At 69.7% G+C, this 19722-nt stretch carries 18 protein-coding genes, 1 tRNA gene and 1 pseudogene; 11 read left to right on the top strand and 9 right to left on the bottom strand.

Annotated elements, in window-relative coordinates; all coding sequences use genetic code 11:
• On the bottom strand, positions 1-986 hold a 986-nt coding region (locus PV679_RS07330; protein ID WP_319679231.1), incomplete at its 3' end, for a serine/threonine-protein kinase.
• A gap of 56 nt (positions 987-1042) precedes the next feature.
• Complete coding sequence (locus PV679_RS07325) at positions 1043-1591, bottom strand: DNA-binding protein (RefSeq protein WP_319679230.1); 549 nt, start codon at positions 1589-1591, stop codon at positions 1043-1045.
• Between the two features lie 186 nt (positions 1592-1777).
• Between PV679_RS07325 and PV679_RS07320 the strand changes: the two genes are divergently transcribed.
• A tRNA-Ala gene (locus PV679_RS07320) sits at positions 1778-1850 on the top strand.
• A 413-nt stretch (positions 1851-2263) separates the two neighbouring features.
• Here the strand turns inward: PV679_RS07320 and PV679_RS07315 are convergent.
• From PV679_RS07315 to PV679_RS07305, 3 genes are all read right to left on the bottom strand, one after another.
• Complete coding sequence (locus tag PV679_RS07315) at positions 2264-2485, bottom strand: hypothetical protein (protein WP_319679229.1); 222 nt, start codon at positions 2483-2485, stop codon at positions 2264-2266.
• A gap of 335 nt (positions 2486-2820) precedes the next feature.
• Positions 2821-5235, bottom strand: coding sequence for an ATP-binding protein (locus PV679_RS07310; RefSeq protein ID WP_319679228.1), 2415 nt, complete (start codon positions 5233-5235; stop codon positions 2821-2823).
• A 115-nt stretch (positions 5236-5350) separates the two neighbouring features.
• The gene (locus tag PV679_RS07305; RefSeq protein ID WP_319679245.1) at positions 5351-5569 is read right to left on the bottom strand and encodes a cyclic nucleotide-binding domain-containing protein; all 219 of its coding nucleotides are present in this window, start codon (positions 5567-5569) and stop codon (positions 5351-5353) included.
• A gap of 95 nt (positions 5570-5664) precedes the next feature.
• Here PV679_RS07305 and PV679_RS07300 point away from each other — a divergent pair, with 95 nt between their 5' ends.
• The 3 genes and pseudogenes from PV679_RS07300 to PV679_RS36155 form a co-directional block, all read left to right on the top strand.
• Positions 5665-6399, top strand: coding sequence for a hypothetical protein (locus PV679_RS07300; RefSeq protein ID WP_319679227.1), 735 nt, complete (start codon positions 5665-5667; stop codon positions 6397-6399).
• Positions 6400-6630: 231 nt separating this feature from the next.
• The gene (locus PV679_RS07295) at positions 6631-7875 is read left to right on the top strand and encodes a PP2C family protein-serine/threonine phosphatase (RefSeq protein ID WP_319679226.1); all 1245 of its coding nucleotides are present in this window, start codon (positions 6631-6633) and stop codon (positions 7873-7875) included.
• 310 nt (positions 7876-8185) lie between these two features.
• Positions 8186-8470: pseudogene (locus tag PV679_RS36155) on the top strand (DUF6344 domain-containing protein); the annotation flags it as partial.
• A gap of 334 nt (positions 8471-8804) precedes the next feature.
• On the opposite strand, the gene PV679_RS07285 reads toward PV679_RS36155, so the two are convergent.
• A complete protein-coding gene (locus tag PV679_RS07285; RefSeq protein ID WP_319679224.1) occupies positions 8805-9500 on the bottom strand; it encodes a DUF5324 family protein in 696 nt (231 codons plus the stop codon).
• Between the two features lie 525 nt (positions 9501-10025).
• Here PV679_RS07285 and PV679_RS07280 point away from each other — a divergent pair.
• The gene (locus tag PV679_RS07280) at positions 10026-10553 is read left to right on the top strand and encodes a peptidylprolyl isomerase (RefSeq protein ID WP_319679223.1); all 528 of its coding nucleotides are present in this window, start codon (positions 10026-10028) and stop codon (positions 10551-10553) included.
• Positions 10554-10679: 126 nt separating this feature from the next.
• On the top strand, positions 10680-11588 hold the full coding sequence (locus PV679_RS07275) for a rhomboid family intramembrane serine protease (RefSeq protein WP_319679222.1): 909 nt from the start codon (positions 10680-10682) through the stop codon (positions 11586-11588).
• 319 nt (positions 11589-11907) lie between these two features.
• Here the strand turns inward: PV679_RS07275 and crgA are convergent, their stop codons facing one another.
• Positions 11908-12165: a cell division protein CrgA gene (gene crgA, locus PV679_RS07270; RefSeq protein WP_319679221.1), complete on the bottom strand. Its 258-nt coding sequence runs from the start codon at positions 12163-12165 to the stop codon at positions 11908-11910.
• 142 nt (positions 12166-12307) lie between these two features.
• On the opposite strand from crgA, the gene PV679_RS07265 reads away from it, so the two are divergent.
• The 5 genes from PV679_RS07265 to PV679_RS07245 all read left to right on the top strand — a co-directional run bounded on the left by PV679_RS07265 (position 12308) and on the right by PV679_RS07245 (position 16211).
• Positions 12308-13075, top strand: coding sequence for a DUF881 domain-containing protein (locus tag PV679_RS07265; protein WP_319679220.1), 768 nt, complete (start codon positions 12308-12310; stop codon positions 13073-13075).
• A gap of 122 nt (positions 13076-13197) precedes the next feature.
• The gene (locus tag PV679_RS07260; protein ID WP_319679219.1) at positions 13198-13371 is read left to right on the top strand and encodes a hypothetical protein; all 174 of its coding nucleotides are present in this window, start codon (positions 13198-13200) and stop codon (positions 13369-13371) included.
• Positions 13368-14009: an aminodeoxychorismate/anthranilate synthase component II gene (locus PV679_RS07255; RefSeq protein WP_319679218.1), complete on the top strand. Its 642-nt coding sequence runs from the start codon at positions 13368-13370 to the stop codon at positions 14007-14009. The genes PV679_RS07260 and PV679_RS07255 overlap by 4 nt, the downstream gene beginning before the upstream one ends.
• Positions 14006-15406, top strand: coding sequence for a class E sortase (locus tag PV679_RS07250; RefSeq protein WP_319679217.1), 1401 nt, complete (start codon positions 14006-14008; stop codon positions 15404-15406). The genes PV679_RS07255 and PV679_RS07250 overlap by 4 nt, the downstream gene beginning before the upstream one ends.
• A 37-nt stretch (positions 15407-15443) precedes the next feature.
• Entirely contained in the window at positions 15444-16211 is a 768-nt protein-coding gene (locus tag PV679_RS07245) for a class E sortase (protein ID WP_319679216.1), read from the top strand.
• 102 nt (positions 16212-16313) lie between these two features.
• Here the strand turns inward: PV679_RS07245 and PV679_RS07240 are convergent, their stop codons facing one another.
• Positions 16314-17375, bottom strand: coding sequence for a restriction endonuclease (locus PV679_RS07240; protein ID WP_319679215.1), 1062 nt, complete (start codon positions 17373-17375; stop codon positions 16314-16316).
• 211 nt (positions 17376-17586) lie between these two features.
• Positions 17587-19566, bottom strand: a complete 1980-nt coding sequence (gene pknB / locus PV679_RS07235) for a Stk1 family PASTA domain-containing Ser/Thr kinase (RefSeq protein ID WP_319679214.1) — start codon at positions 19564-19566, stop codon at positions 17587-17589.
• Positions 19567-19722: the final 156 nt, after the last annotated feature.

The following is a 19722-nucleotide window of genomic DNA, read 5'->3' as shown; positions in this document are numbered from 1 at the left end:
GGCATGGGGGGTGCCTGGTGGGAGGAGGGCTGCTGTGCGGGTGCCGGGCCGTCGGTCCGGCGGTCGGTGCGTGGGTCGGTGTAGGGCTCCGCCGGCTGCGGGTCCGGGACGGGACCGGAGGGGCCGAACGCGGAGGGCAGCGGACCGATCTGGTCGAAGATCTCGACCGGTTCGTCGTCGGCGCCGGGCTCGGGCAGCAGTTCCACGGCCGCGGTCAGCGCCTTGCGTGCGCCTGTGGCTGTACGGAACCGGGCGTTCGGGTCGGGTTGCAGGAGGCCCGCCAGGACCTGCCACAGTGGTTCGGGAATGCCCTGAGGCGCCCCGGGGGTGCCGTGCGTGACGAAATGCTCGACCAGGGCCTGGGAGTCCGGCTTCTGACCCCGCAGCAGATACAGCGCGACAAGACCGACCGCGAAGAGGTCGGCCGGGAAGTCGGGCTCCGCGCCCATCATCTGCTCGGGAGCGAAGTAACCGGGCGTACCGACGACATAGTTGGTCTCGGTCAGGCGCGGCTCGCCCTTGCGCATGGAGATGCCGAAGTCGGACAGCCGCAGATGCGGCCGTGCCGTGCCGGTGGCCTCCATCAGGATGTTGGCGGGTTTGATGTCGCGGTGCACGACACCTTCCGCGTGCACCGCGGCGAGACCGGACAGGAGCTGGTCGAGCAAGGTGCACACGAAGCGTGGTGGCAGCGGGCCGTAGTCGCCGATGACATGGGCGAGCGATCCGCCGCTCACCAGATCCATGGTGAACAGCACCTTGTCGTCGTCCGCGGCCCAACTGGCCGGGGCGAGGACATGCGGGTGGTCGATCCTGAGCGCCTGCTCCCGGACGAACCTCAGCAGGGTGTGCGCGTCACTCTGCTGGAGGACCTTCGCCGCCACATAGCGTCGGCGGCGTTGGTCCCAGGCACGCCAGACGGCGCCGACACCACCGCGTCCGATCGGGTCGATCAGCTCATACCGTCCCGCGAAGACCTCACCCATTGCGCCGCGCCCGCTCCCCGTTGTCCCGCCGGCGGCCTGCCGGCCCCGGCCCTGGCCTAGCTCTGGTGCGCCTCGTAGTGGGCGACCGCCTCCGCGGTGCGCCCGGCGCCGTACACCCGGAGAAACTCTGCCAGTTCGGGCTGGGTCGGGGCGAGGGACTCCGCCGCATCGATGATGTCGCCCGCCGCCGCGACCGATCGCAGGAGGGACTGGATCTCGCGGACGACGCGGCGCACCGTCGGCGCACCGGAGCTGTTCGTCGTCTGGCTGGTCGCGGTGAGGACGGAGCCGCCCTGTGACTTCTTGATCTCCTCCATCCGGTCCGTGGCCTCTCCGGCGCTGACACTGCCGTCGGCCACCTGGCCCGCCAGATCCTGCAACGCCTGGACACGCTGGACCACCGCGGGATTGCCGATCTTCGCGCGTTGACCACTCATCAACTGGGAGAGCATCGGGGCGGACAGCCCGAGGACCGCGGCGAGCCGGGCCTGGTTCAGCCCCAGGTCGTCGATCAGACGACGGAAGAGCCCGCCGAGGGGCTCTCCGTACCAGCTTCGCTGGAGCTCTCTGGCTCTGGCAGTCGATTCCTGCTGTGTGGCGTCCATGCGCGTCTCCCCATCGCTTCCCCATTGCGGCAGCTTCGCTGCTGCGAACCTCGTGGGGCATCTTACGGAGCGTGGTCGCGCACGGGGAGTCCCAATCCTTTTGCGGGATCACGGGGAAACACCCGGTACGCTGGTTCCCGGTGATGGACGGGCAGTGCTCGGCTGCTTGCTCATGCCCACCCACTCGGGGCCTTAGCTCAGTTGGTAGAGCGCTGTCTTTGCATGGCAGATGTCAGGGGTTCGACTCCCCTAGGCTCCACTTGCTAAACACCCTCTGACCTGCGGAAACGCAGTTTCAGGGGGTGTTTTTTGTGCCCATCGGCGGGCACATCGGCGTCCACTGGGAGTGTGGTGTTCCTCGATCTTTCCGGGATGGGCTCCGCCGTGGGTCGCCCGAGGAAGAACGGGACCATCAGGAGTCGGAGTCCGAAGATCAGGGGTGGGCGAGTCAGGTCCTGGATCAGGACCTGGTTCGGCCGGCCCCCTGTGGGACATGGAGCCGGCCGACGCCGACGCGTACGTCGGGAAGGTGCCGCGTGGCTCGCCGCGTGGCACCCGGCTGGCCCGGTGCGCAGGCGGTTCCTTTTGGGTCAGGCGGTACAGACATTTCAATCGGATGAACGCATATCGGGACGAAGTTCGATCGATGACACCACCCGTGCGGCCCTGGCGTCAGCCCTCTTCCGACCTGCCGGAGACGTCCTGGTCGACGTCCTGGCTGCCCTCCTGGACCGCGAAGAGGGTGCCGTGATCCCTGGCGATGTTGATCTGGACCGGCCCGCTCTCCGCCGGTTCGGGATCGGGCGCGGCCTGGCGGACCTCGACGCGGTTGTCGTCGCCGACCACGACGGGGCCGGAGGCGTTGCCGCCGATGCGGACGGTGTTTCGGCTCATGGGGCTCTCCGTAAGGTGTTGGATGGCCCGGGAGGGCCGGATGTGGCGTATGGGGTCTTGCCGTCGTGGCTCCGGGCCGTCCGGCTCTCCGGGGCGCCCTGGGAGATGATTGAGATGTGTGTCCCGGTCGCTGATCACGGAGATGACAGCGGGGTGTTCCTCGGGCCGACGGAAGACTGTTCGGCGGGCGGAGGGGCACGTGACAGAGCGACGGGTCCGGGTCTGGGCTGGTACCGGCGCGGGTAAAGGCCATCACTGGGCGGCGGTGGTCGACGAGACCAGCCGGCCGCGCAGGGGGCTTGACTTCATCATCGAGACTCCTCGGGTTCCGGCTGTCACCGCTCGCGGGTCAGGGTGATCGTCCCGCACGAGTAGCACTGCACCTGCTCGTACTGGTCGCTGCTCGATGTCATCTCGCTGGTGAGCTGGGCGGAGTCACCGCTCGCGCTGAGGGTGACCGTCGTGGTGACCTCGCCGATGACGGCCCCGCAAGAACCGCCGTCGCTGTCGTACAGGGAGCCGATCGTGGTGTACGTGCCGTTACTGCCGGTGAGTTCGACGGTGCTCGTGTTGCCGCAGACGTCGGCGCCGGTCTGCGTGTAGGACCCGGTGCCCGAATCCTTGAACTCGTACATATTCCCGTCACTGCCCCGCCATACCCCGGCGAGACCGGTCGGGCCGGCCAACGGCGAGGTGCCGCTGGAGTCCCGTGAGGTCTGCGCCTGGTGGATGGCGATCCCGCCGATGACGACGGCGACGATCACCGCGATCACCTTCATCAGCGCCACGGACGCGGCGGACGCCCCGGCGGCGGACGCCCCGGCGGTGGACGCGCCCGCCGCCGTCGCCCCGGCCGTCCCATGAGCCCCGGCCGCGCCGGGGGTCCCCGCCTGGTGGAGCCCGGCCTGATGAGCCGCGGTGCTGGGGTCGACGGGCGCCGCGGCCTGGTGAGCCGCCGTGCTGGGGTCGACGGGCGCCGCGGCCTGGTGAGCCGCCGTGCCGGGATCGACCGACACACCGGCCTGGTGAGCGCTTGTCCCGGGATCGACGGGCGTCCCGGCCTGGTCAGCCGCCGTGCCGGGATCGACAGCCGACCCGGCGTCGTGTGCGGTCCCCGCATGCGCCGAAGCCGGGTCAGGCCCCCCGCCGGTGTTCAGGCTCTGCGCCGCCCCGTCCGTGTGCGGTCCCGTGACCGGCGTTCCCGTCGTTGTCGGCGGCACGTACTGCTGCGCTCCCGCTGCCGCGTTGGCGCCGTGGAGGTCGCCGAGCTGTTGCCACAGGTAGGCGGCCTCCGCCAGCAACACCCCCGCCATGACCCGGCGCCCGGTCAGAAGATTGCGGATGCCCCGCTCGTGGGTGAAGTACGCGACGGCCTGCTGGTCGCCGGCGCGCTGGGCCGCGGGCAGTCCGCGTTCCAGGAGGCGGCCCCAGACGCCGAAACGCAGCGAGCGGGCCAGGGCGGGAGAAGCGGCCCGGACGATCCGCACCGCGAGTTCCGGCCGCCCCGCCTGCTCGGCCAGCTCGGCGACCTGCTCAAGGGCCCGGGCGTGCTGGGCGACCTGGACGGCGGTCGTGGAGGGGCGGGCTATCCACTCGGCGAAGTGGTCGGACAGCCGGTCCACGGGGAAGGGCTCCAGCTCGCGTTCCCGCAACGCGGGTGCGACGTCCGGCACGACGCGGTAGCCCGTCTCGGTCTGCTCGGCCAGGCCGAGGCCGGCGAGCCGGGCGCACAGGGCCGACGGGTCGGACGCGTCGGTGAGGGCGCCTACGTGGGCCGGGTCCAGTTCGGCGTCCTGGAGGGTCGCGAGGAGGTGCAGCGCGCGCAGCGGGCCGCCCTCCAGCCGGTCGAAGAGCAGCGGGAGCAGGTCGGCGACATCACCGGGCCGGGGAAGCACCGCCCGGCCGGACGGGTCCAGCCGGGCGAGGGCCGCCGCGCGCAACAGCAGCAGCGGCCGCCCCACCGCGGTCTCCCACAGGGTGGCCGCGGTGTCGGACTCGGGCTCCGCCGCCACGGGGCGGCCCAGCTCCCGCGCCAGTAGCTCCAGCGCGGCGTGCCGGTCGATCCCTTCGAGACGCAGTGCGCTGCCCTCCCCGAGCAGCGTTCTCTCCCGGCCGGCGACGACGAAGGTCGCGTCGGGGGCCGCGTCCATGAGATGGCGCAGCCCTTCGGCGCTGAACTCGGCGTTGTCGACGTACACCGTCACCTTGATGTCGCCCATGAGGCGGCGCAGTTCGGGGCTGGACGGGGCGTAGCCCCGGGCCTCGTAACAGGCCTCGAAGATGTCCTGTGCGAGATCCTCGGGCTCCCGTTGGGCGGCGTCGAGGAAGACCACTCCGTCCGCTCCGGGGGCGAGGGTTCGGGCCGTGTGCCGCAGGAGTGCGCTCTTGCCGACTCCCGGCGCGCCCCACACCTGCACCGGGCCGCCCTCCCGGACGGCGGTCGCGAGCCGGCGCAGCTCGGCGTCCCGGCCGAGGGGTGCGGCCTGGCGCCGGGGCAGGAGGGCCACCTGGGCGCGGCGGACCGGTTGGGGGCGCTCGCCTCCCACGAGCAGGGTCACCGTCGATCCGTGGTCGGCGTCGATGACCACGTTGTGGTTGCCCGCGACCACCGGGCCCGAGGCGTCCCCCGCGATGTCGATCCGCCGGTCGGAGTGCCCGGAGCCGGGCGGTGTCCCTTGCCCCGTGCCCGTCGCGGCTACGGCTCTGGTCTCGTCCTCGTGTGCCATGGAAACCCCCGCTGTACTGATCACGCCGTGATGTTGGCTGTGCAGCGTCACGCTAGCCACGGGCGCGTGCCCGCCTGCCGTCAAAGTACGGTTTCCGGGATGCCCATGTGCAAGCAGCACAGCTTCCGCACAAGCGAGTTCAGGGTTCGGGACAGGCGATGCGGTGCAACCGGCTGAGGTTTTCGGCGCGGATCACTCTTCGGGCGGTGACGGGCCCGCACGTCGTGACCGTGGCCGAGCGGGGCCGGGCGTCCATCGAGGCGAGTTCGCCCACCAGGTCCCCGTCCATCCGGACGGCCAGGAGGGCGTCGCGGCCGTCCTCGGTGCGCCCGGTGGCCTTCACCACCCCGTCGAGCAGGATCCCCCGACGAACCCTGTATTCCTACGAGTTCCGTGCCGCGCGCAGCGGGAACACTGGAGCCGAGTCCCATCCGGCGAGCCGAAGAAGGGCGCATGGAAACAGAGTTGGAGTACCGGGCGGTCCTGGCCGTGGACATCGAGCGGTCGGCGGGGCGCGGGGACGAGGCCCTGATGGACATCCGCGGAAAGCTCGCGGAGATGCTCCGAGAGGCGTTTCTCGCCAGCGGCGTCGACTGGGAGGCGTGCCTGCGTCACGATCTGGGCGACGGCCTGCGCGTGACGGCACCGGCCGGGACCCGGAAGACGGCCCTGGTCCACCCGTTGGTCCGCGAACTCGCGCTTCGTCTGCGCACCCACAACCGGGGCGCGGCGCCCCGCCGGATGATCCGCGTCCGTATCGCGCTGCACGCGGGCGACGTGCACCTCGCTCCGAACGGTGAGGTCGTCGGCAGCCCCCTGGAGGTGCTGGCCCGCCTCCTTGACGCGCCGCCCGCCCGGACGGCTCTGGCCGAGGCACCGGAGACGGTGCCCGCCTCGTTGCTGCTGTCCCGGCACTTCTACGACGAGACGGTGCGCAACGGCTACCACGGCCTGTATCCCGAGGACTTCCGCCAGGTCACCTTCACGGTGAAGGAACACACCGCCGATGCCTGGCTCCATCTGCCCGGTTGGCCCATGGTGCCGGAGCCGGCGGACGCGGCCCCGGAGGCCGCCGCCGTACCGGAACCCCTTGCCGGCGCGAAGATGATCAGCAGGGCCTCCGAGAACAGCTCCATCTACGCGGTACAGCGCGGCACCCAGCACATCAACATCACCGGAAGGCCGTGAGGGGAGCTGTCGTGAACGGCGAACTGACGGTGCCGGCCGAGGCGGTGCCACGGCGTTGGTCACGACGATGGCGACCGACGTGTGGCAGGAGACACGGAACACGCTCGTCGGGCTGTTCCGCCGCTCCGGCCGGGGCCGCCGGTCCGTGCTCGCGATGATCCGCGCGGGCCTCGTCACGTATGGGCATCCCGGAGAGAGTGTGCATTACCTCAAATGGGGTAAAAGGGGCAGATGATTGATAGACGCCTGTGGGCGGACCGTCTCCTGGAGCATCCACTGGATCGCAGGCTGGTGGCGCTGCCGTTCGTGCTGATCGCGGTGATCGGCGCGCTGTGTTTTCTCGTACCCACGTACGCCCATCTGGCCCCGCTGCTGATCATCGCGCCCGCTCTCGCCGCCTCCTTCGCCGGGCCCCGGCTGACCGCCGTGACCGGGGTTCTGGCGGTGGTGGTCATGGTGCTGATCGTGCTGATCCACGGCTGGCAGGACACGATCAACCCCATGGCGCAGATCATCGCGTTGATCGTGCTCTCCGCCCTGGTGGTCCTCTACTGCGTGGTGCGGGATCGGCGTCACCGGGCGCTGATCCGGGTGCGTTCGGTGGCCGAGACGGCGCAGCGGGTTCTGCTGCGGCCGCCGCCTCACCGGGTCGGGCCGCTGCGGGTGGCCTGGCTGTATCTGACGGCCGAGGACGAGACCCAGATCGGCGGCGACCTGTTCGCGGTCACGCGCGCTCCGCATGCCGGCAGCCGCGTGGTCATCGGCGATGTGCGGGGCAAGGGGCTGAACGCCATCGGCGAGGCATCGGTGGTGCTGGGCGCCTTTCGCGAGGGCGCTCACCGGTGCGCCACGCTGCCCGAACTCGTGGCGGCGCTGGAGGACAGCGTCAGCCGGAGCATCGATGAGGTCGCCGACACCGAGCACGACCCGGGCGAGCACTTCATCACCGCTCTCGTACTCGACATCCCCGATCACGGCCCGCAGGCCGAGATGATCAACTGCGGTCATCCGCCGCCGCTGCTGGTGCGCGGTCGCGAGGTCCGGGTGCTGCACTCCCACAGCCCGGCACCGCCGCTGGGCGTCGGCGAACCGGCCGCGCTGAGCCATCGCACGGATCCGTTCACCCTCGAAACCGGCGACGCCCTTCTGCTCTACACCGACGGCGTCATCGAGGCCCGCTCACCGACCGGAGCCTTCTACCCGCTCGCCGAACGCGTCGCGTCCTTCCCCGCGTCCAGCCCTGAAACGCTGCTGCGCCGCATCCATGACGATCTGCTCGATCACACCGGCAAGCCGCCCACCGACGACGCCGCCCTTCTGGTCGTCGAGCGCGCTCCCTCGCCGCGGTACCTGCACGCTCCGCATATCACCGCCCGCCCCCGCATGGGCCACCGTCGGCGCCACGCCGGAGGACCGGCGCCCCTGCCGGGGCCCGCCGACCGCAACCGCCGGCCACGCCGCAGCGCCGACGGCTGACGTCCCCGAACCTCCGGCGGAGCGAACGCCCTGCCGTACCGCCGGGCCGGAGCGGGGATCAGCTCACCCGGTCGGCCGGACCGTCCAGTACGGAAGCGAGTACGCGACGAAACGGTGCCGCCGCCTTTTAGGAACCGGTCCGCCGCCGGGCCCGCGGCGCTGTTCCCGGCGGAGCCCAACGGCCCGGTTGGACCGTACGAGTGGTGTTCATCCGAAGAGCTGCGGAGGGTCGGCGTCGCTCCGTGGATTCCCAGGATGCGTACTCATCATAAGGAAGGTATAGATCGCCCAAACCCGAAAGCGAGGGGTCATGGCTGCCTTCAAGGTCAAGCACATGTGGACCGCCTTCATCACCGCGTTCTTCGCGGTACTCGCCTCCCTGGGGCTGACCGCCCCGGCCGCGGCCGGAGGAACCGCCGTACAGCAGCCGACGGAGCAGCCGGTACCGGCGCCCGCCGCGGCGGAGGGAAGCGAGAAGACCACGGACCGGGCGCCAGGGGCCGGGGCACCACAACGCGGGCGGTCACTGCCGCCGACGATCAAACAGCGCATCCACGCCGAGGCACACGGCTCATCACCTTCGGCCCGCCTGCTGCCCGCGGGCATGCCGAGCGGTACCGGCATTCGCGGCGGAACCAGTGTGCGCAGCGGTACGGCAACACAGAGCGGTACGGGTATGCACGCCCGCAGCAGGGCGCATGGAACCGCCTACGCGGCGGACGCGGCACGCAGGACCGCCGCCTACGCCGCACGCACGGCACGCACAACCCCCTACGCGGCCGGCACGGCACGCCGCGGGACCGCCTACGCCGCGGGCGCGGCACTCACCGCCGTATGAGGCGCCGGGGACCTTACGGCCTTCCGGCGCCCACCGAAGCCGGCACACCCGCGCCCCGACATCTGGCACGAACCCGACGCATGGCGTCTGATCAGGGACGATCGCCCCGGTGGTCCGGACCGTCGGTGTCCGTCTCGGTGCCCTTGACCGGCGCCTGCGGATCGAGCGGATCCACTCCGTCCCGGCTGCCGTCGACGGACGACAGCCGTTCACGCTCCGAGACCTCGGTAGCGGCGGGCGGTTCCACCAGCCAGTCCGGATTGGCCTGCTTGTCCCACCATTTCCAGGCGGCGAAAGCTCCACCGGCCAGCGCACCGAGGATCGTCAGGCCCTTGGCCAGCCGTCCGGCCCTGGCCCGCCGCTCGTGCTTCCTCACCAGCTTCTGGATCTCTTTCGCCGTGACCTGTCCGCGCAGAGCGGCCACAGCGGCCACGGACCGTGCCGCGGCCTGCTCCGCCATCGGCTGTGCGGTGGCCATCACATGACCGACGCGCGGCACCGTGTATTCCGCCGCCTGACGGGCGGCCGTACGGGTGCGGACGGCAGCGCGGTGAGCCACGTCATCGACCTTGGGAGGCACATGAGGCGCCACAAGGGCGCCGTACTGAACTCGTGCTTGCTGGGCTGCTTTGGACATGGTCGGGGCGAGCCGTACGCGCGCCTCGTTGGCATATAGAGCGGCATGCTCCTTGGCCGTACCGGCGTAAGGGGCCACCGCTACCGCGGCGTGCTGCACGCTCTCCTTCGCCGAACCGGTAGCGGCGCGCACGCTGTCCATGCGGGTCACAGGATCATCCTCCTCGGTGGCGTTCCGTAATTCGCCTGTCCATCCTTTTCGAAATCATGCCTGCCGGGCTCGGTCCCGGCATGCGGTGCGGGCATCCGGGTCATGGAAGGCGACGCGGGTGATTCCCGGGCACCGCGCTCCCGGAAACCGTCAAACCGTCAAACCTTCAAACCGTCAAAGGGTCAAGCCGTCAAGCCGTCACACCTTCAGACATGGACGACAGGGCCACGCCTCGTCCCGGCTCGCGCCGGTCCGGTGCGATCCGGCCGTACGCTCCTCGCCTGTCCGCCATGGGCCGCCTTCACGCGCGGTCGCGCCGTCCAGCCGTTCTGCCCGGACCCGGGGGACGGTCTTTTCGTGATTCCTGCCTCAGCCGGCCCGAAATCCGCCCGTCGGCCCCGAACACGCCTCAGGGAAAACGCCCCAAGACGGGCGCAAAGCCCTTTCCGGGGCAGGGGTCGGGCGACAAGCGTGCCTTCCGTGCGAGGATCGTGAGAGTCAGAGAAGACTTACGGAAGGCAGATCGTGGCCGAGCAGCTTTACGCCACCCTGAAGACCAACCAAGGCGACATCGAGATCCGGCTCCTGCCGAACCACGCGCCGAAGACGGTCAGGAACTTCGTCGAGCTCGCGCAGGGCGAGCGGGAGTGGACCAACCCGGAGACCGGTAAGAAGACCACGGACCGGCTGTACGACGGCACCATCTTCCACCGTGTGATCAGCGGCTTCATGATCCAGGGCGGGGACCCGCTGGGCAACGGAACCGGTGGTCCCGGCTACGAGTTCGAGGACGAGTTCCACCCGGACCTCGCCTTCGACAAGCCGTACCTGCTGGCCATGGCCAACGCCGGCCCGGGTACCAATGGCTCGCAGTTCTTCATCACGGTGTCGCCGACCGCCTGGCTGACCCGCAAGCACACCATCTTCGGTGAGGTCAGCAGCGAGGCCGGCAAGAAGGTCGTGGACGCCATCATCGGCACCCAGACCAACCCGCGCACCGACCGCCCGGTGCAGGACGTGGTGATCGAGTCGGTCGTCGTCGAGACCCGCTGACGATCCGGGCCTGTCCGGTTCCGAGGTCGGGGAACCTTCCCGCCCTGCCCGTCCGTAGTGGTTACATACCGGACGGGCGGGGCGGTGCGCAGTGTGCCGTCCGCCCCATGAAGACCGAGGGGACCGATGGAGCAGCCGCCAGGAGGCCATGGAGGCCAGGACCAGCCCGCCGTCACCGAGGGCCCTCCGGGCTGCTACCGGCATCCGGACCGGCGGACGGGCATCAGCTGTACCCGCTGCGAGCGCCCCATCTGTCCCGAGTGCATGGTCAGCGCCTCGGTCGGTTTCCAGTGCCCGGACTGTGTCCGGCGGGGTTCCGGTACGGATCACGCTCCGGCCGCCGCCCGGCCGCGCACCCTCGCCGGCGGCACGATCGCGGCCGACCCCCGGCTGCTCACCAAGATCCTGCTGGCCATCAATGTCGCGGTGTTCATCGCCGTTCTCGCCGTCGACGACCACGGCCGGCTCGTCGGCGACCTCGATCTGATCGGCCTCGCCTACAACCCCGAGCTCGGCCAGGTCGTCGGTGTCGCGGACGGCCAGTGGTACCGCCTGCTCACCGCCGTGTTCCTGCACCAGGAGCTGTGGCACATCGCCTTCAACATGCTCGGCCTGTGGTGGCTCGGCGGGCCGCTGGAGGCGGCGCTCGGCCGGGTCCGGTTTCTCGCGCTCTATCTGATCTCCGGCCTGGCGGGCAGCGCGCTCACCTATCTCATCGCTCCGCCGAACGGACCGTCGCTGGGCGCCTCCGGCGCCATCTTCGGACTGCTCGGAGCCACCGCCGTGGTGGTGCGCCGGCTCAACTACGACATGCGGCCGGTCATCATCCTGCTGGTGCTGAACCTGCTCTTCAGCTTCCGGTCCGGCATCGCCTGGCAGGCACACGTCGGCGGCCTGGTCGCGGGCACACTGATCGCCATCGGCATGACGCACGCGCCGCGCGAGCACCGGGCACTGGTGCAGTACGGCACCAGCGCGCTGGTGCTGGCGGCGACGATCGTGATCGTCGTCGTCAGGACAGCGTCGCTCACCTGAGCGCGACCGATGAGCCGGAGCGCCGCCGTCGGCACGCTTACACCTGAGCGTGACGGCACGAGAGCCGCCCGTTCCCACCATGTTGTCCACAGCGAGAGACGGATCGTGTGCACGCTGTGTGGAACATCAGTACCCCTTGTCGCCAATATGGGTCTGACCAGCGGCGACAAGGGGATACCGGAGCCCTGGGAAAGCCGGTGCAGTCACACCGGCGTCAACATCCCGTGGAGTTATCCACAGATCGTCAGACCTTTTCCCCTGCTGTGGACAACGCTGTGGATAAGTCAGGGCAGAGCTTGACGACGGGCGGACGGACCGGTTACTTCCACTGAGTGGAGACACCGAAGCCGGCGGCGATGAAGCCGAACCCGACCACGATGTTCCAGTTTCCGAAGCTCTCCAGCGGGAGATCGCCCTCGGTCACATAGAAGACGACGATCCAGGCCAGTCCGATCAGGAACATGGCGAGCATCACCGGAGCCACCCAGCTCCGGTTGGTCAGCTTTATGGTGGTCGCCTGCTTCGGGGCCGGAGGCGGCGTGAAGTCGGCCTTCTTGCGGATACGTGACTTCGGCACGAGGGACTCTCCTGTCGATGCGCTGCGTGACCGCGCAGGGGAACTGTAACGGGGTGCCGGGACGGAGAGCAGGGGGAACACCGCCGCCCCCGGGCGTCCGTTAGCGTAGTGCTTCCGCGGCGCCTAAGGAGATAAGGGTACGTTGAGCAATTCCGCCGACTCCCCCCGAGGGCCGGTCCGCCGCCCGATCAGGCGGCCGGTCCGGCTGCTCACGGCCGCCGTTTTCGCGCTGGCCGGCCTGATCTTCGTGACCAGCTTCAACACGGCCAAGGGCACCAACATCCGTACCGACGCCTCGCTGCTGAAGCTCTCCGACCTGATCCACGAGCGCGACCGGAAGAACGCGGAGCTGGGCGAGACCACCGCGGCCGTACGGCGCGACATCGACGCCCTCGTCAGCCGCGACGACGGCTCCACCGAGGCCGAGAACGCCAGGCTGCGTGCCCTGGAGGACGCGGTGGGCACGAACAAGCTCACCGGCCAGGCGGTCACCGTCACCCTCGACGACGCCCCGCCCAACGCCACGGCCAACCCCGGCTACCCCGATCCCCAGCCCAACGACCTCGTCATCCACCAGCAGGACCTGCAGGCCGTCGTCAACGCCCTGTGGCAGGGCGGTGCCCGGGGCATCCGGGTCATGGACCAGCGGCTCATCTCCACCAGCGCGGTGCGGTGCGTCGGCAACACGCTGATTCTGCAGGGCCGCGTCTACTCCCCGCCGTACAAGATCACCGCAGTCGGTGACCGGGACACGCTCCGCCGGGCTCTGACCGACTCACCGGCCATCCAGAACTATCTGCTGTACGTGAAGGCGTACGGCCTCGGCTGGAAGATCGACGACAACGGCAGGGAGACCCTGCCCGGCTACTCGGGCACGGCGGACCTGCACTACGCGCAGCCGGTCGGGTGACGGCTGTGACGAACAGCAAACCCGAACCTCCGTACGGCTGCCCCATGCGCCGCCCATGTGTCCGCGCGGCCCTTTAGTCTGGTGCCGTACCGCCCGGTGCGGTACCGAACGGAAGGGACAGCATGTACGGCTGGATCTGGCGGCATCTGCCGGGCAACGTATGGCTGCGGGCGGCGATTTCGCTCGTGCTGGCACTGGCCGTCGTCTATGTGCTGTTCCAGTACGTCTTCCCGTGGGCGGAGCCGCTGCTGCCGTTCAACGATGTGACGGTCGACGGATCGGGGGCCGCCGGATGAGCGCGCGCATCCTCGTCGTCGACAACTACGACAGCTTCGTCTTCAACCTCGTCCAGTACCTGTACCAGCTCGGCGCCGAGTGCGAGGTGCTGCGCAACGACGAGGTGGCCACCTCACACGCCCAGGACGGCTTCGCCGGCGTCCTGCTCTCTCCCGGCCCCGGTACTCCCGAACAGGCCGGTGTGTGCGTCGACATGGTGCGCCACTGCGCCGCGACGGACGTGCCCGTCTTCGGCGTCTGCCTCGGCATGCAGTCGATGGCGGTCGCGTACGGCGGTGTCGTCGGCCGCGCGCCGGAGCTGCTGCACGGCAAGACCTCACTGGTCACCCACGAGGGCAAGGGCGTCTTCGCCGGGCTGCCTTCGCCGTTCACCGCCACCCGCTACCACTCGCTCGCGGCGGAGCCCGAGGCGCTGCCGGCCGAACTGGAAGTCACGGCGCGGACCGCCGACGGCATCATCATGGGCGTGCGCCACCGTGACCTGCCGGTCGAGGGCGTGCAGTTCCATCCCGAGTCGGTGCTCACCGAGCACGGTCATCTGATGCTGGCCAACTGGCTGGCCCAGTGCGGCGATCCGGGCGCGGTGGGCCGGTCGGCGGGCCTGGCGCCGGTGGTTGGCGGGGCGGCGCTCGCGTGACGGCACTCCGCCCCGAACACGACGCCGGTCACGGAGCCTCGTACGAGCAGGGAGCGTACGGGGACGCCGACGCGTTCGAGGCGGCGGTGGACGGTCTGGCGGACCCGCTGAACGATCCGCTTCCGGGACAGCGCCAGGAGCCGCTCCGGGCGCCGCGGCACCGCGCGCCGCGCGAGGAGCCATGGCCGGGCGCTGCCGCGGTGCCCACCGAAGTGCCCGCCGCGGGGCCCGAGGCCGGGCCGGCTCCGGTACAGGAAGCCGCCGCGGAGCCCCAGTGGACCGGTGAGCACTACCAGCAGCAGGAGCAGCACGCGGCACAGGCCCCTCAGGGGCCCCAGAGAGCGCCGGGCGCGCAGCGGGAGTGGCAGGACCCCGAGACGTACTCCGCGGACGTGCGGAGCGCCACGGCGGGCCCCGCGCCGATATCCACCGATGTCCCGGCCGCGGCCTCCGAGCCCGACCTCCCGCTGGACGACCGGACGGTGGCGCTCCGGATGGCGGAGGTGCACCGGGCGGTCGATTCGGTGACGGGGACGGGCGCCGACGCCGAGGAGTCCGAGCCGCGTACCGGCGGGCGCGCCGAGCGCCGCAAGGCGGCCAGGGGCGGCCGGGGCCGTAAGCGTCCCGGGAGCATGCCGGCCGGCGCCGAGCAGGGCTCGGCCCAGTCGCCGGCGCCGACCAGGACACTCTCCCGTGTCGAGGCGCGCCGCGCCGCGCGCGCGCTCAAGGAGAGCCCGGCCGTCATCGCCAGCCGAGCGGTCGGTGAACTCTTCATCTCCTTCGGCGTGTTGATGCTGCTGTTCGTGACCTACCAGCTCTGGTGGACGAATGTCCGGGCCGACCAGTACGCCGGGCAGGAGACAAACAAGATCCAGGACGGCTGGGCGAAGGGCCGGCAGCCCGGCGCTTTCGAGCCGGGCCAGGGATTCGCCATCATGCACATCCCGAAGCTGGATGTGGTGGTGCCGATCGCCGAGGGGATCAGCAAGGCGAAGGTCCTCGACCACGGCATGGTCGGCCACTACGGCGAGGGCAGCCTCAAGACGGCGATGCCGTCCGACAAAGAGGGCAACTTCGCGGTGGCGGGTCACCGCAACACCCATGGCGAGCCGTTCCGTTACATCAACCGGCTGAAGCCCGGCGACGAGATCATCGTCGAGACGCAGGACGCGTACTACACGTACGACATGACGAGCATCCTGCCGCAGACCGCGCCGTCCAATGTGAGCGTGATCCGTCCGGTGCCGCCGGGTTCCGGGTTCACGGCGCCCGGCCGGTACATCACGCTGACGACCTGCACGCCTGAGTTCACCAGTACATATCGCATGATCGTGTGGGGCAAAATGGTCGAGGAACGGCCACGCAGCAAGGGCAAGCCCGACGCTCTCGTCGGCTGAGACGACCGGGATCACGACAGGGACGGGGACGGGTGCGGTGGCAGCGAGGACCGAGCACGGCGGGCAGACCGGCACACCAAGACCGCCGACGCCGGATCCGGCGCCCGCGCCGGCCCGCCGGCCCCGGAGCCGTGTCGCGGCCGTGGTCAGCGTCTTCGGCGAGCTGCTCATCACCGCGGGTGTCGTGCTGGGCCTCTTTGTCGCCTACTCGCTGTGGTGGACGAATGTCCTGGCCGACCGTGAGGCCGCCAGGCAGGGCGACGACGTACGGCACAACTGGGCGCGGGGCCCCGGCACCGACGGCACGCCACGGTCCTTCGACTCCAAGGACGGCATCGGCTTTCTGCATGTCCCGGCGATGAAGAACGGCGAGGTGCTCGTCAAGAAGGGCACCGACACGGCGGCGCTGAACGACGGCATCGCCGGCTACTACACCGAACCGGTCAAGTCGGCGCTGCCCTGGGACGAGGAAGGCAACTTCACGCTGGCCGCGCACCGCGACGGCCACGGAGCGAAGTTCCACAACATCCACAAGATCAAGAAAGGTGACGCGGTCGTCTTCGAGACCCGCGACACCTGGTACATCTACAAGGTCTACAAGGAGCTTCCGAAGACCTCGAAGTACAACGTCGAGGTACTGAAGCCGGTCCCGAAGGAGTCGGGCAAGACCAAGCCGGGCCGTTATCTGACCCTGACGACCTGTACGCCCATCTTCACATCGGACTATCGCTATATCGTGTGGGCCGAGCTCGACCGTACGGAGAAGGTCGACAAAAACCGTACGCCGCCACCGGAGCTGCGCTGAGCGATACCATGGGCGAGGCCCGAAGCCGCAACCAGATCTTGCGACTTCGGGCCTCTGTCGTTCCGTGCGACCGCCGTCCCGTGCGACCGCCGGTCCGTGCGGCTACCGCAGCACGCTCAGCGCCGTCCCCGCGCTCCAGGCCTCCAGCAGACCCCGGTGTACGGCGGTCACTCCGGCCTGAACGGCGATGTCACGCGCCTCGCGTGAGAACGGGCAGGTCGCCACGTACAGCGCCGCCTCCGCGTGATGCAGCGTCATGGTGCCGACGAACTTCTGCATCTCGCCGCTCCAGACGGACCGGTGGGGCGCGAAGTTCTTGCACTGGACGACAAGGCGCCGGCCGTCCGCCGTGTGCGCGGTGATGTCGGCGCCGCGGTCTCCGCTGCCGCCGTGGACCCGGACATCGGTGCACCCGTCGCGGCGCAGCAGTCCCGCGATGTGCTGCTCGAACTCCCGCCAGGTCATGGCGTCCATCGCCGCCATGACCCCGCCGAGCGGCCGCTGCTCCCGCGCACGCTCCAGCCGGTGCAGCCGCTGGGTGTGCTGCGCCAGCTTCCCTTGCGCGCGCCGCATGTCCTCCCGTACCGAGATGAGATCGCGGCGCTGCTCGCCGGCGGTCTCGATGAGCGCGTTGAGCATGGGCACGACGGTCTTGCCGAGGACGTCGGTGATGCGCCGGTCGATGCGGTCGTCCAGGCCGGCCGGGTCGTTGTCGTTGAGGTCATGGAGGTTGTTCGGGGGCCTGTGGACAAAGTTTTCCACAGGCCCTGTCCGTGCCAGATACTCCATGTCGAGCAGGTATGTACGCACCTGACGTGCGACTTCGCTGTCGCGGAGCAGCATGGCGACATTCAGGACGGCGCGGCGGGAGAAGAGCGCGAGGGTCGCTGTGCGTGCCGAAATCCCACTGAGGTCCTTGAAGGACCTCAGTTCCGGGCCTGTCAGCACTCGGTATCCGTTGCTGTCGAGTTCCTCTCGATGGTCCTTCACCAAGGACTTGATGGCCTCGATCCCCACCTGGAAATACGCGGCGATCATCGCCGTCGTCACATGCGTGCCGTCCGGCAGCAGTGACAGTGCCTTGACCCGGTCGAGCACATCCGTCCGGTCGGCGACACCGTCGCGCAGCGTCCTCGACTCCAGCAGCACCGTCTCGTTGATCATTCTCCTGCCCCCTCTTTCGGGTGATGGCCGCGTGGCCAGGGACGGAGTCAGCTACCCCACCCCATTCAGCTCAACGAGTCTGGACATATGAAGACACGATGGTTCTTGAGAGGGTTTGCGCGTGGCATGTCCGCGCACACGAAAACCCCGGCACCCATGAGCGTGGGTGCCGGGGCTTTCGCGTGCCTACGGGACGGTGCGGGTGTCCGCGTCAGCCGCCGGTCGGGCCGCCGAAGAAGCCTCCGCCGTTGTTGCCACCGCCGTTGCCGCCGTCGCCCGTCGTGACGCTGATCGGCGTGTTCGGCGGGACCTGCTGTCCCGCCGGCTGGTCCTGGCCGAAGACCCGGGCGTTGTCGTCATTCGGCCCCTGGACATTGCCCAGTTGCAGGCCGGCCTGCTGAAGCAGCGCCTTGGCTTCGCCGAGGGTCTTGAGCCGCAGGTCCGGGACGGGCTTTGTCTGCGGCTGCTGCGGGCCCCTGGAGACTTCCAGGGTGATCTGGCTGCTCTTGGCGGCCGAGGAGTTGCCCTCCGGAGTCTGCTTGGTGACCTGGTTGGCGGGCTGGTCCGAGTCCACGTCGTTTCGCACCACGGTGAACCCGAGCGTTTCGAGCTGGCTCTTGGCGTTGTCGAACGACTGGCCGACCACCGGAGGAACGGGGATCTCCGTGTTCTTGGCGATCGTCAGCGTGACCTTGGTGCCCTTCTCGGCCTGCGAACCGCCCGCCGGGTCCTGCTTGAGCACCGTGCCGGGATCCTCGTCCGACTCGACCTGCTTGGTGTCGACCTCGAAGTCGTCGGCCTGGAGTATCTCCGTCGCGCTTTCTTCCTGCTTGTCGACGACGTCGGGGACCTTGACCTGCGGAGCGCCTTCGGAGACGACGACCTGGATGGTCTCGCCGGTGTTCATCGTGCCGCTCGCGGGTGTCTGGCTGCAGATGGAGCCCTTCGGCACCTCGCAGCGCTCCGAACCGGACTCGGCGACCTTCACGCTGGCGTTGCTCGCGAGTTTCTCGGCCTCGGCGACCGTCTTGCCGACGAGCTGCGGGACGGACACCTGGATGGGCTCGTCCTTGTCGCCGAAGACCGATTTGCCGATCAGGATCGCGCCGACCAGCACCAGGATGCCGGCGACGACGAGCAATATCGTCGAGGTGTTGGACTTCTTCTGGCGGCGCCGGCTGCCGGGACGCTCGTCGTAGCCGTTGTAGCCGCCGTCGTCCGGGTTCATCGGCGGAAGCATCGACGTCTGGCCGGCCGGGTCGCTCTGGCGCAGCGCCGTGGGCTGCTCGTCGTGGCCGCCGTAGCCGCCCGCGTAGCCGACCGCGCCCATGGCGGCGGTGGCGGCGACGGGCTGGCCGTCGAGGCATGCCTCGATGTCGGCGCGCATCTCGTCGGCGGACTGGTAGCGGTAGTCCGGGTCCTTGACGAGGGCCTTCAGCACGATCGCGTCCATCTCGGGCGTGATCTCGGGGTCGTAGACGCTGGGCGGCTGCGGTTCTTCCCGTACGTGCTGGTAGGCGACGGCGACGGGGGAGTCGCCGACGAAGGGCGGCCTGACCGTGAGCAGTTCGTAGAGCAGGCAGCCGGTGGAGTACAGGTCGGAGCGTGCGTCGACCTGCTCGCCCTTGGCCTGCTCGGGAGAGAGGTACTGGGCGGTGCCGATGACGGCGGAGGTCTGGGTCATCGTCATGCCGGAGTCGCCCATGGCGCGGGCGATGCCGAAGTCCATGACCTTGACCTGGCCGGTGCGCGTCAGCATGACGTTGGCCGGTTTGATGTCGCGGTGGACGATGCCGGCGCGGTGGGAGTACTCCAGGGCCTGGAGGATGCCGACCGTCATCTCCAGCGTGCGCTCGGGCAGCAGTCTGCGCCCGGAGTGCAGCAGCTCACGGAGGGTCGAACCGTCGACGTGCTCCATCACGATGTACGGGAGCGAGACGCCGTCGAGATAGTCCTCGCCCGTGTCGTACACCGCGACGATCGCGGGGTGGTTGAGCGAGGCGGCCGACTGGGCCTCACGGCGGAACCGGGCCTGGAAGGACGGGTCGCGGGCGAGATCGGCCCGCAGCGTCTTCACAGCGACGGTGCGGCCGAGCCGGGTGTCGTGCGCGAGGTAGACCTCTGCCATGCCACCACGGCCGAGCACCGAGCCCAGCTCGTACCGGCCGCCGAGGCGACGCGGCTCTTCCATAACTGTTCCAGCCCTCTCCGTCAGTCCTGACCGCACCGGTGTGTGGTCCGGCGGTGTGCTGTTCGCGCATACGCTACCGGGCACGCCGTATCCGTTCCGCCCGTACCGGTCACCTGATATACGACCGGTATCGCATTGTGCGGTTATGGACGTGGG

The sequence above is a fragment of the Streptomyces sp. AK02-01A genome (assembly GCF_033795305.1).
Taxonomy (GTDB): Bacteria; Actinomycetota; Actinomycetes; order Streptomycetales; family Streptomycetaceae; genus Streptomyces.
Note: the sequence above shows the minus strand (reverse complement) of the source record. Positions and strands in the feature narration are given on the sequence as shown.

Coding starts and splice junctions, on each gene's coding strand:
- PV679_RS07325 (WP_319679230.1), bottom strand. CDS start 1,591: ATGGACGCCACACAGCAGGAATCGACTGCCAGAGCCAGAGAGCTCCAG.
- PV679_RS07315 (WP_319679229.1), bottom strand. CDS start 2,485: ATGAGCCGAAACACCGTCCGCATCGGCGGCAACGCCTCCGGCCCCGTC.
- PV679_RS07300 (WP_319679227.1), top strand. CDS start 5,665: ATGGAAACAGAGTTGGAGTACCGGGCGGTCCTGGCCGTGGACATCGAG.
- PV679_RS07295 (WP_319679226.1), top strand. CDS start 6,631: ATGATTGATAGACGCCTGTGGGCGGACCGTCTCCTGGAGCATCCACTG.
- PV679_RS07275 (WP_319679222.1), top strand. CDS start 10,680: ATGGAGCAGCCGCCAGGAGGCCATGGAGGCCAGGACCAGCCCGCCGTC.
- PV679_RS07260 (WP_319679219.1), top strand. CDS start 13,198: ATGTACGGCTGGATCTGGCGGCATCTGCCGGGCAACGTATGGCTGCGG.
- PV679_RS07255 (WP_319679218.1), top strand. CDS start 13,368: ATGAGCGCGCGCATCCTCGTCGTCGACAACTACGACAGCTTCGTCTTC.
- PV679_RS07240 (WP_319679215.1), bottom strand. CDS start 17,375: ATGATCAACGAGACGGTGCTGCTGGAGTCGAGGACGCTGCGCGACGGT.
- pknB (WP_319679214.1), bottom strand. CDS start 19,566: ATGGAAGAGCCGCGTCGCCTCGGCGGCCGGTACGAGCTGGGCTCGGTG.